Source organism: Neobacillus piezotolerans, from assembly GCF_003362805.1.
In the GTDB taxonomy this organism is placed as follows: Bacteria; Bacillota; Bacilli; order Bacillales; family Cytobacillaceae; genus Bacillus_D; species Bacillus_D piezotolerans.
The window spans coordinates 126,434-141,150 of the sequence record NZ_QNQT01000008.1 but is presented as its reverse complement, the minus strand read 5'-3'; the positions used below and the strand labels follow the sequence as shown (position 1 = coordinate 141,150).

Annotated in this window: 15 protein-coding genes; 4 read left to right on the top strand and 11 right to left on the bottom strand. The window is 44.9% G+C overall.

Annotated elements, in window-relative coordinates; translation table 11 throughout:
• Window positions 1–41: 41 nt before the first annotated feature.
• Window positions 42–1,415: a dipeptidase gene (locus DRW41_RS16740; protein WP_115453160.1), complete on the top strand. Its 1,374-nt coding sequence runs from the start codon at window positions 42–44 to the stop codon at window positions 1,413–1,415.
• 124 nt (window positions 1,416–1,539) lie between these two features.
• On the opposite strand, the gene DRW41_RS16735 is transcribed toward DRW41_RS16740, so the two are convergent.
• The gene (locus DRW41_RS16735) at window positions 1,540–2,388 is read right to left on the bottom strand and encodes an MBL fold metallo-hydrolase (protein ID WP_115453159.1); all 849 of its coding nucleotides are present in this window, start codon (window positions 2,386–2,388) and stop codon (window positions 1,540–1,542) included.
• A gap of 172 nt (window positions 2,389–2,560) precedes the next feature.
• On the opposite strand from DRW41_RS16735, the gene DRW41_RS16730 reads away from it, so the two are divergent.
• The gene (locus DRW41_RS16730) at window positions 2,561–3,037 is read left to right on the top strand and encodes a hypothetical protein (protein ID WP_115453158.1); all 477 of its coding nucleotides are present in this window, start codon (window positions 2,561–2,563) and stop codon (window positions 3,035–3,037) included.
• A gap of 108 nt (window positions 3,038–3,145) precedes the next feature.
• Here the strand turns inward: DRW41_RS16730 and DRW41_RS16725 are convergent, their stop codons facing one another.
• The 5 genes from DRW41_RS16725 to DRW41_RS16705 all read right to left on the bottom strand — a co-directional run bounded on the left by DRW41_RS16725 (window position 3,146) and on the right by DRW41_RS16705 (window position 9,697).
• A complete protein-coding gene (locus DRW41_RS16725; protein ID WP_115453157.1) occupies window positions 3,146–5,425 on the bottom strand; it encodes a helicase C-terminal domain-containing protein in 2,280 nt (759 codons plus the stop codon).
• A gap of 103 nt (window positions 5,426–5,528) precedes the next feature.
• Window positions 5,529–7,475, bottom strand: a complete 1,947-nt coding sequence (ltaS, locus tag DRW41_RS16720) for a lipoteichoic acid synthase (protein ID WP_115453156.1) — start codon at window positions 7,473–7,475, stop codon at window positions 5,529–5,531.
• Window positions 7,476–7,594: 119 nt separating this feature from the next.
• Window positions 7,595–7,843 (bottom strand): group-specific protein, encoded by a 249-nt coding sequence (locus DRW41_RS16715; protein ID WP_115453155.1) that lies wholly within the window; start codon window positions 7,841–7,843, stop codon window positions 7,595–7,597.
• Window positions 7,844–7,849: 6 nt separating this feature from the next.
• A complete protein-coding gene (locus DRW41_RS16710) occupies window positions 7,850–9,160 on the bottom strand; it encodes an MFS transporter (protein ID WP_245959473.1) in 1,311 nt (436 codons plus the stop codon).
• 249 nt (window positions 9,161–9,409) lie between these two features.
• Window positions 9,410–9,697: a hypothetical protein gene (locus DRW41_RS16705; protein ID WP_115453154.1), complete on the bottom strand. Its 288-nt coding sequence runs from the start codon at window positions 9,695–9,697 to the stop codon at window positions 9,410–9,412.
• 179 nt (window positions 9,698–9,876) lie between these two features.
• Between DRW41_RS16705 and DRW41_RS16700 the strand changes: the two genes are divergently transcribed.
• Window positions 9,877–10,056, top strand: coding sequence for an H-type small acid-soluble spore protein (locus DRW41_RS16700; protein ID WP_115453244.1), 180 nt, complete (start codon window positions 9,877–9,879; stop codon window positions 10,054–10,056).
• Between the two features lie 29 nt (window positions 10,057–10,085).
• On the opposite strand, the gene DRW41_RS23100 is transcribed toward DRW41_RS16700, so the two are convergent.
• Together DRW41_RS23100 and DRW41_RS16695 are read right to left on the bottom strand one after the other, a co-directional pair.
• Complete coding sequence (locus DRW41_RS23100; RefSeq protein WP_181884620.1) at window positions 10,086–10,247, bottom strand: hypothetical protein; 162 nt, start codon at window positions 10,245–10,247, stop codon at window positions 10,086–10,088.
• 68 nt (window positions 10,248–10,315) lie between these two features.
• A complete protein-coding gene (locus tag DRW41_RS16695; RefSeq protein ID WP_115453153.1) occupies window positions 10,316–10,969 on the bottom strand; it encodes an exonuclease domain-containing protein in 654 nt (217 codons plus the stop codon).
• Between the two features lie 233 nt (window positions 10,970–11,202).
• Here DRW41_RS16695 and DRW41_RS16690 point away from each other — a divergent pair, with 233 nt between their 5' ends.
• Window positions 11,203–11,991 (top strand): TIGR00266 family protein, encoded by a 789-nt coding sequence (locus DRW41_RS16690; protein WP_115453152.1) that lies wholly within the window; start codon window positions 11,203–11,205, stop codon window positions 11,989–11,991.
• Window positions 11,992–12,201: 210 nt separating this feature from the next.
• On the opposite strand, the gene DRW41_RS16685 is transcribed toward DRW41_RS16690, so the two are convergent.
• The 3 genes from DRW41_RS16685 to DRW41_RS16675 form a co-directional block, all read right to left on the bottom strand.
• On the bottom strand, window positions 12,202–13,392 hold the full coding sequence (locus tag DRW41_RS16685; protein WP_115453151.1) for an alanyl-tRNA editing protein: 1,191 nt from the start codon (window positions 13,390–13,392) through the stop codon (window positions 12,202–12,204).
• A gap of 65 nt (window positions 13,393–13,457) precedes the next feature.
• Window positions 13,458–14,201 (bottom strand): PAS domain-containing protein, encoded by a 744-nt coding sequence (locus DRW41_RS16680; protein WP_115453150.1) that lies wholly within the window; start codon window positions 14,199–14,201, stop codon window positions 13,458–13,460.
• A gap of 175 nt (window positions 14,202–14,376) precedes the next feature.
• Window positions 14,377–14,574, bottom strand: coding sequence for a hypothetical protein (locus DRW41_RS16675; RefSeq protein ID WP_245959472.1), 198 nt, complete (start codon window positions 14,572–14,574; stop codon window positions 14,377–14,379).
• Window positions 14,575–14,717: the final 143 nt, after the last annotated feature.

The following is a 14,717-nucleotide window of genomic DNA, read 5'->3' as shown; positions in this document are numbered from 1 at the left end:
GAAAGAAATACTACTTGAAGAACTTTTAGGAGGAATAAGAAATGGATCAAAAGCTTCGCGACTATTTTATACATAACAGGGAAAGGCAATTGGCCGAGTTGACGGAGTATCTCTCCATTCCAAGCATCTCCGCGATACCCGCCTATAAAGAGGACATGAAAAAGGCTGCGGATTGGACCGCAAATATGATGAGGCAAATCGGATGGGAAAAAGCCGAAGTTTACTCGGGCAAAGGCCATCCGATCGTTTATGGCGAATGGATGAAGGCTCCAGGCATGCCAACCGTCCTTGTATACGGGCATTACGACGTCCAGCCGGTTGATCCGCTCGAGCTGTGGGAAACGCCTCCGTTCGAAGCTTCCATCAGGGATGGGAAACTGTACGCGCGGGGTTCAAGCGACGATAAGGGCCAAGTATTCATGCATTTAAAAGCGGTTGAGGCGATTTTGCAAACACATGGTCACCTTCCTGTGAACATTAAGTTCCTGATTGAAGGAGAAGAAGAAATAGGGAGCCCGACCCTCCCTGCTTTTGTTGAAGAAAATAAACAACTCCTTGCGGCGGATGTTCTTGTCATTTCCGATACGACCCTGCTCGAACGAGGCAAGCCTGCCATCGTTTACGGACTCCGGGGAATGACCGGAATCCAGATTGATGTAAAGGGCGCGGCTGGGGATTTGCACTCCGGGTTGTACGGGGGCGCGGTCCAGAACCCAATCCATGCAATCGTTGAAATCCTTGCTTCCATGCGCGCTAAAAATGGTTCCATTACAGTTGATGGATTTTACGATAAAGTCAGGGAATTGAGCGCGGAGGAACGGGCTGAATTCGCAAGCCTTGGCCAAAGCGAGGATGCGATGGCCAGCCAACTGGGCGTGCCAGAACTGTTTGGCGAGGAAGGGTTTACCGCTCTTGAGCGAATCTGGGCAAGGCCGACCCTAGAGGTGAATGGAATTTATGGAGGATTCCAGGGCGAGGGCCTGAAAACGGTTATCCCATCCGAAGCACACGCAAAAATCACATGCAGGCTTGTTCCCGACCAGGATCCCCAGGAAATTGCGGATTTGCTTGAAAGCCATGTGAAAAAAGCAGCTCCCAAAGGGGTAACAGTAAAGGTAACCCAATTTGATAAAGGAGCACCATTTCTGACTCCTTTTGATCATCCAGCCATACAGCTGGCGGGAAAGGCATATGAAGAAGTGTATGGAGTCCCGACTGCCTATATCCGAGGCGGCGGTTCAATTCCGGTTGTCGCGTCATTCGCCGAAATCCTGAACACCCCGATCGTCATGATGGGCTTCGGACTGTCGGATGAAAATTTCCATGCGCCAAACGAACATTTCAATCTCGAGAATTTTGACAAAGGCCTGGAAGTAATCGCGCGGTACTTATTTAAGTTGGATGGAAATCTATAAGAAAAGCGGAAGCGCCTTTTTAGCGCCGTATGGACTGGAAGGCGACAAATTTCATACATTCTTATTTTTTAAAAAGAAAAGGGCAGCCCGAATTTAATCGAGGCTGCCCCTTTTCCATTCAATTTCAATCTTGTTTCCCATTTACGAACCTGCCGTGGTCCGGTATCGCGATATCGTCGAATTTTTCAACGAGGAGATCCAGGTTTTCACGTAGCGTTTTGCCCGCCATCGGGCGACCATGCCCGGTGATTGCGACCACTGGCCTCAAAGCTGCCAATTTTTCCACGGAAGCTCTCGCAGCTTCCCAGTCAGGAGTCAAATAACGCGGTGGCCCGCTGATTTCATGTTCCTGCGTAAATACTTTATAAAGTGATTCTTGTTTGACTGTTACAAATGCATCCCCGGCAATAAGTGATCCATCCGCTTCACGGAACAGTGAAACATGACCTTGTGTATGGCCTGGTGTATGAATCCATTTCCACCCATCCATAAACGGGACAGTCCCATCCTGAGGTAGCGCTTGTACATGGCCTTCAAGCTTAATCGCCTCATTCGGATAATATGGGGAAATTTTCGCGAGCAGGCCGCCTTCCACAGTCGGATCGGGGTCCGGATAATCCTCCTCGCCCCTTAAGAATGGCATTTCAAGTTCATGCGCGTAAACAGGCATTTTCCATTTTTCAATCAGTTGCGTTATTCCTCCTACATGGTCAAAATGGCCATGGGTCAGAATAATCGCTTTTGGGGGATTGTTTTTCCCGAAACGTTCTTCTGCCTCAACGATTATATTGTCCCCCGACCTCGGCATTCCGGCATCGATTAGCACCCATTCATTCCCCTCGCCCGGATAACCGTAAAATACGACATTGACAATCATAAATGGGAAATAGTAAAGGTCGCTTGTTATTTGTTCGCCAATGCCACTGTCGATGCTTGTCATCGGAATGATTCGTTTTTCAGCTTTGTTTTCCATTATGTTACCTCCATTCCTTCACTCTTTTCCCTAATACCCCACATTCCGGCCATTCATTCAAAAAAAGATCGAGAACGGGCCTGCCCGCTGCAACCTTATAAGGGAATGCAGTTTGCGCACTGTTTCCCTCGTTTGCTATACTTGATAGGGAATAAACCAATGTGGAGGCATTATGCTAACTTTTGAAGAAAAACTTGAAATCTTTGAATCGTTTCCTGAACTAGAACGCAAAGATGTATCTTTGGGGAGAGTAAACTTTCAATTTCCGGGAAGTGTGACTGACAAGAAAAATGTTGTGTACCATTTGCATCCGAATGGCAATGGATTTGTCTACGCGGGCGGCGTTGACGGCTATGAAACAGATGAAAAAGGTCTTGTAAATATCAGGGACTTTACTGCGGATGAACTAAAGGAATTGACGGCGAGGTCGATTGCGGATTTGTCGGGCACTGGCATGAAGGAAGCGCCCGCAAACGCTGTGCAGAATGGGCCGGAAAAATGGGTGAATAAGACGAATGATGTGCTAATTGTTATCCATGAAGATGATTTATGGAATGTATACTATGGCGTGAACCTTGAGGAAAGCTTTGGCGCATATGGGGAAGTGGAAGAATATATGGCGGAAGAAGGATTTTCAAGAAGGAAATGAATTCGGGAAAAAGTGTGTTCCGCAAATTAAATTATTTTTAAAGGATGCAAACGTTACAAAAGCCGGCCCTCTGATGTGGGTCGGCTTTATTGTTAGCTACAGTGTCGTTTAATTTATAACGGTGAAAGGCTTCCATTCTTTTGGAAGCAGGCGTAAATACTTTGGCTGGAGGAAACGGTCATCGATCAAAAGAATCGTACCGCTGTCCGCTTCGGAACGGATCAGCCGCCCGCCCGCTTGCAGCACTTTTACCATTCCGGGATAAGTATAGGCATAATCATAGCCATCCAGGCCGCCTGAAGAGAAATGCCGCTTTAATAAGTCGCGCTCAAAGGAGAGTTGCGGAAGGCCAACTCCTACTATTATTACGCCATTGAGTTTGTCGCCGGGCAAATCGATTCCTTCCGAGAAAATGCCGCCAAGAACAGCAAAACCCACCAGGCTTCGATTGCTCCCTTCCTTGAATAATGAGAGGAATTCATTCCGCTCCCCTTCGCCCATATTGGATTGTTGGATAATGAATGTAACTTCATCATCTGGCTTAAGGCACTCCGCGACCCGTTCCATGAAAAGGTAGGATGGGAAAAAGCAGAAATAATTGCCCGGCCTTTCAGCAAGGAGCATCCTGATGGTTTCAGCAATCCGTTCATACGAGCGGTCCCTGTCCCGATAGCGAGTGGACAAAGGCTCAATAAACACGTCGGTCTGGCTTGCATCAAACGGAGAGGAAACCGATAGGAATGAATCTCCTTCCTCCCCGCCAAGCATTTCCCTAAAAAAGTCCGGGGGAACCAAAGTTGCCGAAAAGAATATTTTTGCCCTGAATCCCTTCCCGGCTTTCCTAAGCAAAACGGAAGGATCCAGGCAATGAATATTTATTGAAAACTCCCCCTGCCTCAATTTGCTGTAAAATGCGAATCGTTCGTCGGCCATTCCTTCTGCCCTTAAAAAACTTTGGGCGTTAAAATACGCATCCAGCAACAAATCTGAGGGGGCGGGCTCTGATCCGAGCTGTTTTTCGGCTTCGCCGGCAAACGATCTTACCGTGTCGACAAGCCCTTCCGGTAACCCATCTAAAAGGAATTCACTTTCGCCAGCAGCCCTTTTTCTCGTATCAATAAAAAACTGATTAACTGCGGATGCCGCTTTTGCAAGTCCAGGGCTCAAAATCTTGAAGTCACGTTTAACGGCAAGGAAAAGCGATTTGGCAAGTGAAGCAGAGAACATTTCCCTGGCTCGGTCCGGAAGATTATGTGCCTCATCAATGAGTAAGGCTGCGCGCTTCTTCTTATCGTCAAAAAGGCGCTTCAGGGAAACCCGGGGATCGTAAATATAGTTGTAATCACATATCACGACATCCGCAAGGTAAGCAAGGTCGAGTGAAAATTCAAAAGGACAGACATGATGTTTAAGAGCAAACTTTTCAATATCTTCCCTGCCCATAAATGTTCCATTATTTAATATATCAAGTACTGCTCCATTTATCCGGTCGTAATATCCCGAGGCGAACGAACAGTTGCCCATTTGGCATCCTTGCCCATCATTGAAGCATATTTTCTCCTTCGCGGTCAGGGTCACCGCTGCTAACTGCAGCCCTTTGGAAGACATAAGGTTAAGCGCCTGCTCGGCAGCCTTTCTGGTCGTCGTCCTGGCGGTTATATAAAAAACATGGCTTATACGACCCTCACCGAGCGCTTTAACGGCAGGATACAGTGTCGAAATCGTCTTTCCAATGCCAGTGGGAGCATTTATGAACAAATCCGCTTCCCCGTTAATTGCTCGGTATACAGCCCCTGCGACCGCCTTTTGTCCAGGCCTGTAAACATCGAAAGGAAACGCTAGGCCCTGGGCGCTATTGTCCAGCCTTTCCTTTAGTGAAATCCTTAATTTAGCATAAGGAGCGAAATCAATAATCAGGTTTTGAAAAAAATTATGCAATTCTTCCGAGGAAAAAATTTGATCAAAACATTTCAACGCATATGTATCTCTATTTACATACGTGAGCCTTACCTTAATAGTGCTAAGCCCTTTTTCGGATGCCACAATATACGCATAACATTTCGCCTGGGCCCAGTGGACGGGATACGAAGCATGTTCAATCGTTTCGAGATTCAACGAATTCGACTTGATTTCATCGATGACCAATTGTCCGTCTTCTACAAGCAGGCCGTCACACCGCCCATCAATAATAAAATCAATTCCTTCATGATTGACCGAAATTCGCAGAGGAACTTCCTTGACGTCCCCTTCCTTATAGCCCTTTTGGACAAACTGGTGGGCCTTGGTGCCCTCGGCCATTGCCGCAGCGGCACCGACACCGGATTCAATGCTGCCGCTCCTGTATACGTACTCTGCAAGGGCCCTAGCCGGGACATGGAACTCAGCCATCTTCTCTCCCCTTTATCGAATGTATGTTCTTTAATATTATCATAATTAAAATGGAATGGGAAAAAAAGAAAAGGCGAAGGATTTGCTCCTTCGCCGCGTTTTTTTATTCCTGTGTATCTTCCACGGGAACATCTTCCTTAATATACTCATAGTCGTTCGGGTTTATTGGTTTATAGCCGTTTGGTGTGTAGAACCTCAACAAGTCCTTTAGGACGATTTCATCTGACATTTGAAGTTCGGTTTTTACCCGTTCAGCATTTTCAGCACACATCGTTCCATCTTCGACTAATTCTCCGGTGGTTGTATCATAGCACTTCTCGTTCACCTGTGTTAATTTCGGTGAAACAAAATCGCCATTCCTGAAGCTTACCACCTGATGATGCTGTGGTGAAAGCAAGTCGGAACCGAATTCAAGGAAGTCTTTTGTATCGATTCCCAAAAGGTGAAGCATGGTAGGGCGAACGTCAATTTGCCCGCCGAAGCTGTCATCCTGCACCGCTTTTACGCCGGGTACATGGATAAATAATGGAACCCTCTGAAGCTGGGCGTTTTTAAATGGCGTTATTTCTTCGCCAACTACCTGGCTCATTGCCGCATTATGGTTTTCAGAAATACCATAGTGGTCACCATACATCACGACCATGGTATTGTCATAAAGGCCCGCTGCTTTCAAATCATTAAAAAACTGCTCAATTGCTTGGTCCATATAATTCGCCGATTGGAAATAATGGTCAACTACGTCATTTCCTGTCGTGCCAGCCGGGAAATCCGTATCCTCTTCATCCATTTCAAACGGGAAATGGTTGGACAGGGTGATGAACTTCGTATAGAAAGGCTGCTTAAGTGTTTTTAGCAATGGAATCGATTCTTTGAAGAATGGCTTATCCTTCATTCCATAGTTTTTCGTATCTTCTTCTTTCATGGTGTAATATTCAGCGTCAAAGAAACGGTCGTAGCCAAGTGCTTTATACATGACATTCCGGTTCCAGAACGTTTTGTAATTTCCGTGGAAAACTGCGGAATTGTACCCATACCCCTTCAGAATCGCAGGTGTTGCATGGAAGGTGTTCTGTGCCTTGTTGATAAAAACGGCACCCTGTGACATCGGGTAAAGGGAGTTTTCCATCAAAAATTCCGCATCTGATGTTTTTCCCTGGCTTGTCTGGTGGAATACGTTTTTAAAGTAGAACGTATTCGGGTCCCTTGTCAGCGAGTTCAGGAACGGTGTTACTTCCTGCCCGTCGAGCTTGTAGTCGATAATGAAGCTTTGCAACGATTCGAGAGAAATGTATATTACATTCATCCCTTTTGCCTTCCCGAAATACTTCGGGTTCGGTTCGTTATAATTCGCATTCCTGTAGTTTTCGATTTCGGTAATATCGCTGCTGTCGGCCAACGCACGCTGGCTCGATGATTTAATGTTTTGGACCGCGTCATAGATGGTAAAGTTGTAAGCCCCAAGATATTTTACAAGATATACCCGGTCAAAAGAACGAGTAAGGAGCTGAGGTCGGTCTTTTTCCGCAAGCCCAAGGTTGAATAGGAAAGTTGTTACCGCAAACAGCATGGCCAGCCTGAATGAACGTTTTCCGGTTTCCTTGAATTTCCCGTATGCCTTAACCGCAAGTACGGCAAGCAAAATTGTATCGGTAAAGTAAAACACATCCATAAAAGACATGAGGGAAAGCGCGCTGTCCCCAAGCTGCCCCGCATTTGTCTTAGTCTGCATCAAAACCGGGACGGTGATGAAGTCATTAAAGAACCTATAATATACGATATTTGCGTATAACAGGAATGAAAGGACAAAGTTGGTAATCAGCATGACCGTAAACTGAACCTTTTTCCGGAACAAAAGCGCGAAGCCGAAGAAAAGGAGCGCGGAGCTGATCGGGTTAATCAATAACAGGAATTTTTGCAAGCCATTGTCAATTCCAAGATTAAATTCAATTTTGTAGGCAATATAGGTTTTTAACCAAAATAAGATGACCGCTATGGTAAAAAAAGAATATTTTCTATTTTTCCAGTCTCCGGTTTGTTTGAATTGAAACATGTTGATTCTCCTTTCACTTACCGAAAAACCTCAGGTAAACGAACCTAAACTACTATAACACATTATAGGGAAAAGATAAAACAATAATACTGCCATTAAATGGTGTCCAGCATTAATATTTATTGGCTTTTTCCCTTTTTTTCCGATAGGATTCGTTCAAATTCGCCATTCCTTGCTGCCCTCTCCTCTTCAGAGGCAAGGTCGTATTTTTTGAGCAGATGAAAAAGCTCATTCAGGGTATTTTGATCCGGGCCGTCCTGGAGCCTGGCTTCAAATGCTCCATATATAGTAGACGGCAAAAACCCCTTTTGTGTTTCATATTTTTTTTGGACATCTTCCAAAGTGTGGTCAAGATTGCATTTTCCCAAGTTGATTCATCTCCTTTCCAATTCGCTTCCGGCAGATGCTCCGGCATTATTTAGCAGGATCCGATTATTCCTTTTCTTCATAAATACGTAAAACAGTAAGAAGAAGATCGCGCTTGAGGCGCGAACTCCGGTAGATATGGACATGGACATCCCTATATTGGTTGCTTCCAGTAAAAATACCCCGAATTGTGGGGCGATAAAACCGATTATCGCCAATAAAACATTATAGTTGGCGATATAGGAGCTTCGGTTGTCCTCTTTTGTTACTTCCAAAAGCTGATTGAACAATATGAGGACCGTTCCAGATACAAAAAAACCTGACAGGCCATTTGCAAGCGTTATATAAATAAGGTTGGTGGAAATGGTCATTGTTACCGGGGCAAGCGCCATTCCCAATGCGATTGGAATCATCATCTTGGAGTTACCATGTTTGTCAGCCATTTTTCCCCACCACGTAAAACTGGCTATCTGTGCAAGCTGGTTTGCTACTGTGAGGATGCTAATCCAAAATCCATTTGCATGAGCATAACTGATTTGATAAATACTGAACAACGGCCAGGCCATTTGCCAGCCAAAATTGAAGTACAGCCCACAAATAAGAAAATACAGATAGGGTTTATCCCTGAAAATGCCCAGATTCAGGTTGAAACCGGGCAGTTTCCGTTTTGGCTGGGCTTTTGCTTCCCTGTGTTTCATTATGTAATAGACTTCGATAGCCCCAAAAATAAAAGCAAGTAGGAAAAGAACCTGGTAGGGCAAGGGATTGGTTTTGTCGAATTGCTGCAAGGAAAGCCCGATTAAGAACGTTGCTCCCATACCGACAATCGTCAAAATTTTATTCCTTTCGCTAAAGAAACCATTTCGGCGATGGTCAGGAATCAGATCCCCAATAAAAGACTGCCAGCTAAGGACTGCAAAAGAGCCCGGAAAGTTCATCAAGCCTACCAAAAGAACAAAAACCCAGCTTTGATAGGCTTCAGGTACATAGATAACAAAAACCATGCAAAGCAGGAATACTCGGGTAATGAATACTGAATAGGCGGTGAAATTCTTCTTTTCGCTAATTCTTCCCATCATAATGGAGCAGATCAGCATAGCGAACATTCCAACAAACTGCGGCAGCGAACTGATAAGCCCCACCTGATAGTTTGTAGCCCCAAGGACACCGATTGCGAAAAGGGAGAAATAGTTATTGGTTAAGTTTTGTACGATCGTTGCGGCAATACCATTTTTAATGCTGAATTTCTCATTTGTTTTCACGTTTCCGGGAGGTGATTCATATTCAACGGATTCATCGTCCTTTTGATTGTAAACCAAGATTGATTACTTCATCTGTTATCATAAACCCGTGCCAATGAACGTGCAAGATGAATTTTACCATTCGAAAAAATAAAAAAAATCTTTATTGCCAATCCTTTTCAGATTCAATTTTTGGCGTACTGGGATTCTTCATTTGCTGGAAAAAATGGCAACGGATTTACAAGGATATATATAATAGAAGGAAAACGGGAAAAGCAGGAAGTGTTAATGACACTTCCTGCTCCCTGATTCCTGCTTCATTCCGGGTTAGATCCAGCTCCTGCACTTACGGTGGTGCCTGTAAGCTCCTGCAACATTTCCGTCATATTCATTGCCATAGTCGCCGTAGTTCCCGTAGTCACCGTAATTGGATTCCTCTGCTCCGGCTACTCCATAATTGTGGCCCATCCCTTTCCGCGCGCCTTCAATCCGAACCCTATTCGTGTGGATGATGACCTCTTCGGCGTCAATTTCCACCCTTCTGACTCGGTTGCGGTTTTGCATTTGGCCCATAGTGTAATTTTGGCCCATAGTGTAGTTTTGATCGTAAGACATTCTTCTTTCCCTCCTTTCCTGATTCATACTGTAATTTATGAAAGGATAGAAGTAATTGAGTGGACAAGTATCCATAAATCAAAAAACTTTTTTCTTTTTTTCTGTATTCGACCGACGGATATTTTCTTGCCGAACTGCCCACCCTAACTAAAAAGGTAATGTGGAAGGAGGAGTTAATGTTGGATTCAAGGAGAGTAAAGCAAATCCTATCGTCATCAGCTGACATTGACGTTACATATAACGGCGTTTCAGTCTGGATTGATGAACTGCATCAAGATGAAAAAATGGCTACAGTTCATTTAAGGGGCCCACTTGAAGAAAGAACGATTGTTGAGATCGGGGAACTTAAAGAGGAATGAGGGAAGCCCCGCATACCGCGGGGCTCTTTTTACGCCTTATTTTCCCTGCCATCCTTTATCGATGAAGGGTGCGGCTGAGTGCCGTGGTTTAAGGATTCAAGAGAATCCCTTTTAAATTGGCCTTTGTCTTTACCTGCTCCCGGGGCGATATTTCCCATTGGAAGCTGCTCCAATTCCTTTCCTCTTGGCATAAGGATACCCCCTTTTGCCTTAATGTTGGCATGAAAGGTATGTTTTTATTCCTTCCTTTTCAGCCGGCCTAATTTCCCTGAAATGGAATTCTTGATGTGCTTGGCTGCCTCCAGTTCCGGTACCCAGCCTTCCTTGCACCAGGCTCATATTTCGCCATCGGCTTCTTCCGGAGAACCTCCCGCAAATAAGGATAGCCGTCCTGATTAGGATGTCTTAGAAGAGCCATTAATTGAAGAATATCATCCAATGCCCGGTGCTGCTGCTCTCCAGATAAACCATGGGCTTTCAATAGGGAAAGTAGGCTCCCGCTTGGGAAGCCATACTGTTTCCATGGGATATGCCTCATCGAACAATACCATTTCAGTTCGTTTACTTCCGGGTACATATGATAGAGGAAACTTCTATCAAAGGAGGCATTATGGGCAAGAACGGCATCCGGAAACGAAAAAAGCTTTTTTATTTTCTCATCATCAAATGCTTTTCCTTCCACCAGGCTGAACGGGATTCCGTGTACCCTGAATGCTCCCGGATAATTCCGGATGGCGGAAGAAGACAGAGGCTCGCGAAGGAACGAAGCCTCTTCAAGAGTGTCGATGATTTCACCTGTTTCTTCATCATAAGAAAAGAGAATAAGTCCGAGTTCAATAATTTCATCTGCACCAGGCTTCAGACCGGTCGTTTCAGTATCCGCCAGAAGCCCGGTTTTAATTTTACCGGCCATTTTAAGCGACCTCCTTGCATTAGTGGACATCCTTCACCCCAGTTAATGGTTATTCTACACTTTTTCTGGTCGTTTGTCCTTTCATTGGAATCCGACCGGTTGGATATGTTCTTTTTTGCGTCAGAAATTCCAGTTGTGCATTTCGTAGTTTTTAAATACAGGTAAAATGGGCGTCTGTCCAATTTTTCGATTATACTTGGAATTGAAGCTATATTCCATTAGGGGGAAGAAACATGAATAATCATGAAATTGATTACAAGCTGTATGGAGATGACATGCAGTTCGTGGAAGTTGAACTTGATCCGCATGAAACTGTCGTTGCGGAAGCCGGCAGCCTGATGATGATGGAGGACGGCATTTCCATGGAAACGATTTTTGGGGATGGATCAGGAGGAAATGGCGGCCTGATGGGCAAGCTTTTCTCCGCCGGAAAAAGGATGCTGACAGGCGAAAGCCTATTCATGACTACGTTCACAAATGTCGGTAGCGGGAAAAGACACGTATCTTTCGCCTCCCCTTATCCCGGAAAAATCATTCCGATGGATTTAAGTGAACTGAACGGCAAGATTATTTGCCAAAAGGATGCATTCCTGGCAGCCGCTAAGGGCGTATCGGTTGGAATTGAATTCCAAAGGAAAATTGGCACCGGTTTTTTTGGCGGCGAGGGTTTCATTATGCAAAAGCTTGAAGGAGACGGTTTGGCGTTTATCCATGCGGGAGGAACCATCCATAAAAAAGAACTCCAGCCTGGTGAGGTTTTGCGTGTGGATACTGGGTGCCTAGTCGCAATGACGGCAGGGGTCGACTATAATATTGAATTTGTAAAAGGAGTCAAAACAGCACTGTTTGGCGGCGAAGGCCTTTTCTTCGCAACACTGAGGGGTCCGGGTTCTGTTTGGATCCAATCGCTCCCTTTCAGTCGACTTGCAAGCCGGGTATTTGCCGCAATGCCTCAAACTGGGGGCGCCAAAGATGAAGGAAGCCTGGCTAGGGGCCTTTTCAATATCCTTGATGGCGATTGATTTTTTTCAAAAAGACTTGTTCACCATTGATTGCCATGGTACAATAACAAAGCGATGAGCTGAATTGTGTAAGCCGGGGAACATTCCCTTTGGGAGCATGCGATGTGGCGCATGGTTCTCCGCCTCAATACGCAGAAAGGCGCCTGTCCTAGTGGCAGGCGCCTTTCCTTGTTTGTTTTTTGAAGAATCTTTCCTAAAGTAAAAGGTTTCCTATATTTTCGCAAGCAGTTCCTTGAGCAATTCTTCTGGTCTGATTAAGGCCTCTCCGCCACCTTGCGCGAATGTTTCGTTTCCTCCGCCTTTTCCATTAATCAATGGAAGCGCAACGGCAACAGCTTCTTTCATGTTCCCGCTTGTATTCCTGCCTTTCGCGCAAACGAACTGAAGCTTGTCCCCATTCTTTGAGAGCAGGATCGCCTTTATCCCGTCCCCTTCCCCTACAATGGCCCGCGCAAGTTTCTGAAGTTCCTGAATCGGCCTGTTTTCAAACACGCCTGTAACGGGAATATCCGTCAATCCCCTATTCGTGCGCATCTGGCTGGCTTCAAAATCAATCAGCCTGTCGTTTGCTTCTTCAAGCTTCTTCTCCAGCGCGTTTTTCGTCTCCAAAAGTTTATGTAATGCTGTTTCCATTTCATCCTGGGGAGCATTTAAAAGAGGCGTTAACCTGGCGAGGATGTCGTTTTTCTTTGAAAATTGGCGGAAAGATCTGTTTCCTGCGACAAAACATACACGATATTTTTTCTTTTCCTTCTGGATCCCCAGGATTTTTATCATACCAGCCTCGCATGTCGAAGATGGATGGGTGCCCCCGCAGCCGTTATAATCGTAATCAGGAATGACGACGAGTCGAATATTTTCTTCAACGGACAAAGCCTTTCGCAAAGGCAGCTTTTCCGCTTCTTCCTTTGTCACCCACTTAGTTTCAATCCGGCGGTTTTCAAGTACGATTTGGTTCGCAAGCTTTTCTGCTTCTTCAATATGATTCGTATTAAGGGTATCTGTATCAAGATCAATTGTCGATTCTTCCCTCCCAAGATGGAATGCGACAGTCTTAAAACCAAAAAGGTTATCAAACGCTGCTGACAGGATGTGCTGGCCTGTGTGCTGCTGCATATGGTCGAATCTGCGTTCCCAGTCAATTTTCCCTTCTACATAACCGTCTTCCGTGAGCACACTTGATCTTAAGTAATGCCGAATCTCCCCGCCAACTTCCTCAACTTTCGTTACCGTGGAATCGTTAAGTTCGCCTGTATCGTACGGCTGGCCACCGCCTTCCGGATAAAAAGCCGTCTTTTCTAAAACAGCATACCAATCACCGTTTTCATCCTGCCCCTGCTTAATTAACCTTGTATCGAATGAAGTAAGATAGGGATTCTCGTAATATAGTTTTCTCGTCATCATGCGCCACCTCAGTATGGAGTAAAACAACTAATCCAAAAGTTCAGCCATCGGCTTTAGCCTCATTATAGTGCCTGGCTACGTAAATAGTCTATCGCCTGGCTCATGTTTGTAAACGTTCTAGTGCCCTTGATATCAATACCTGCATTTACAGCATGCACAGCGATTTCCGGCCTAATGCCGGCAATGACAATGGAAATCCCAATCAGCCTGAACCCCATGATTAGGTGATTGAAAACGGATATATTCGTTTCCATACGAATCATCGATAAGGATGACGCATCCAGAATAAGGTGCCGCATATCCATTTCAGTAGCCTTCTTCATAGCTTCAGCACCCAGTCCGGCAAACCTCGACTGTTCCATTTCATACGGAAGGGTTTGCATCGATATCATCCCGATCCCTTGTCCAATTGGAATAATATTGATTGAATTCGCTTCCATAAATGCCCGGAATTCCTGTTCGCGCTGGTGCCTTTCCGTAATATCTTCAAATTCGATCATTGCGCCTATAATCTTGCCGTCATCAGCCCTTAACAAAGTTGAACGCTGGGAAAGGGTTTTCCTGTATTTACCCCATGTGTATGGAAAAACATCGTACCTGAAATCTCGCCCTTGTTCGAGTGAGTGCTGGACAGTCCGGGTGAACTCAGGAGGATTGCCAAAAAATTCATCGATATGGCGTCCGATTGCCTCAGCGGGTTCGATATCGAGTATGGTCTTGCACATTTTATTGGCAACCGTTATCCTGAACTCTTTATCAATTGCCATTACAGCTACTGTTAAATGATCGAGTACGACTTTATCCATCCAAGTATCCCCTTTTTTACATAAATACTACCATACACAAAAGTGAAATAGTGGATTTTCGAAAGCCTATAAAAATAAAAGTTACTCCCGTCTGTTTGTTGATGTTCATAATAAATAAGGATATGTCATACAGGATGCCGAAAATGAAAACCCCGGGCAATTTCCGGGGTTTTCATCATATTCCATGGCTTCTGGATTCATCGCGGATATGGTTCATATGCGACTCCACGTAGGCCCTCTCCATCCCATTTACATTTGCCGCATTCCGTTCAGGTTCAAGATCTGTGATTCCTTTTTTCTTGTAAAAGTAATCTACAATAAAGCCGAATCCTAAGAGAACAGCCGAAAAAATCAAGATATACAAGATTAGCACAAGAATCACTCCTTTTCGTAATTATACCATATTCCGGAAATCAGGGCATGCTACAGAAGCCACAAGCCGAAGAAATAGGTCACGTAACGTTCATTATTTGTGCATTATTGAGCAAGGTTTTGTTTGTATAATGAAATTGAATT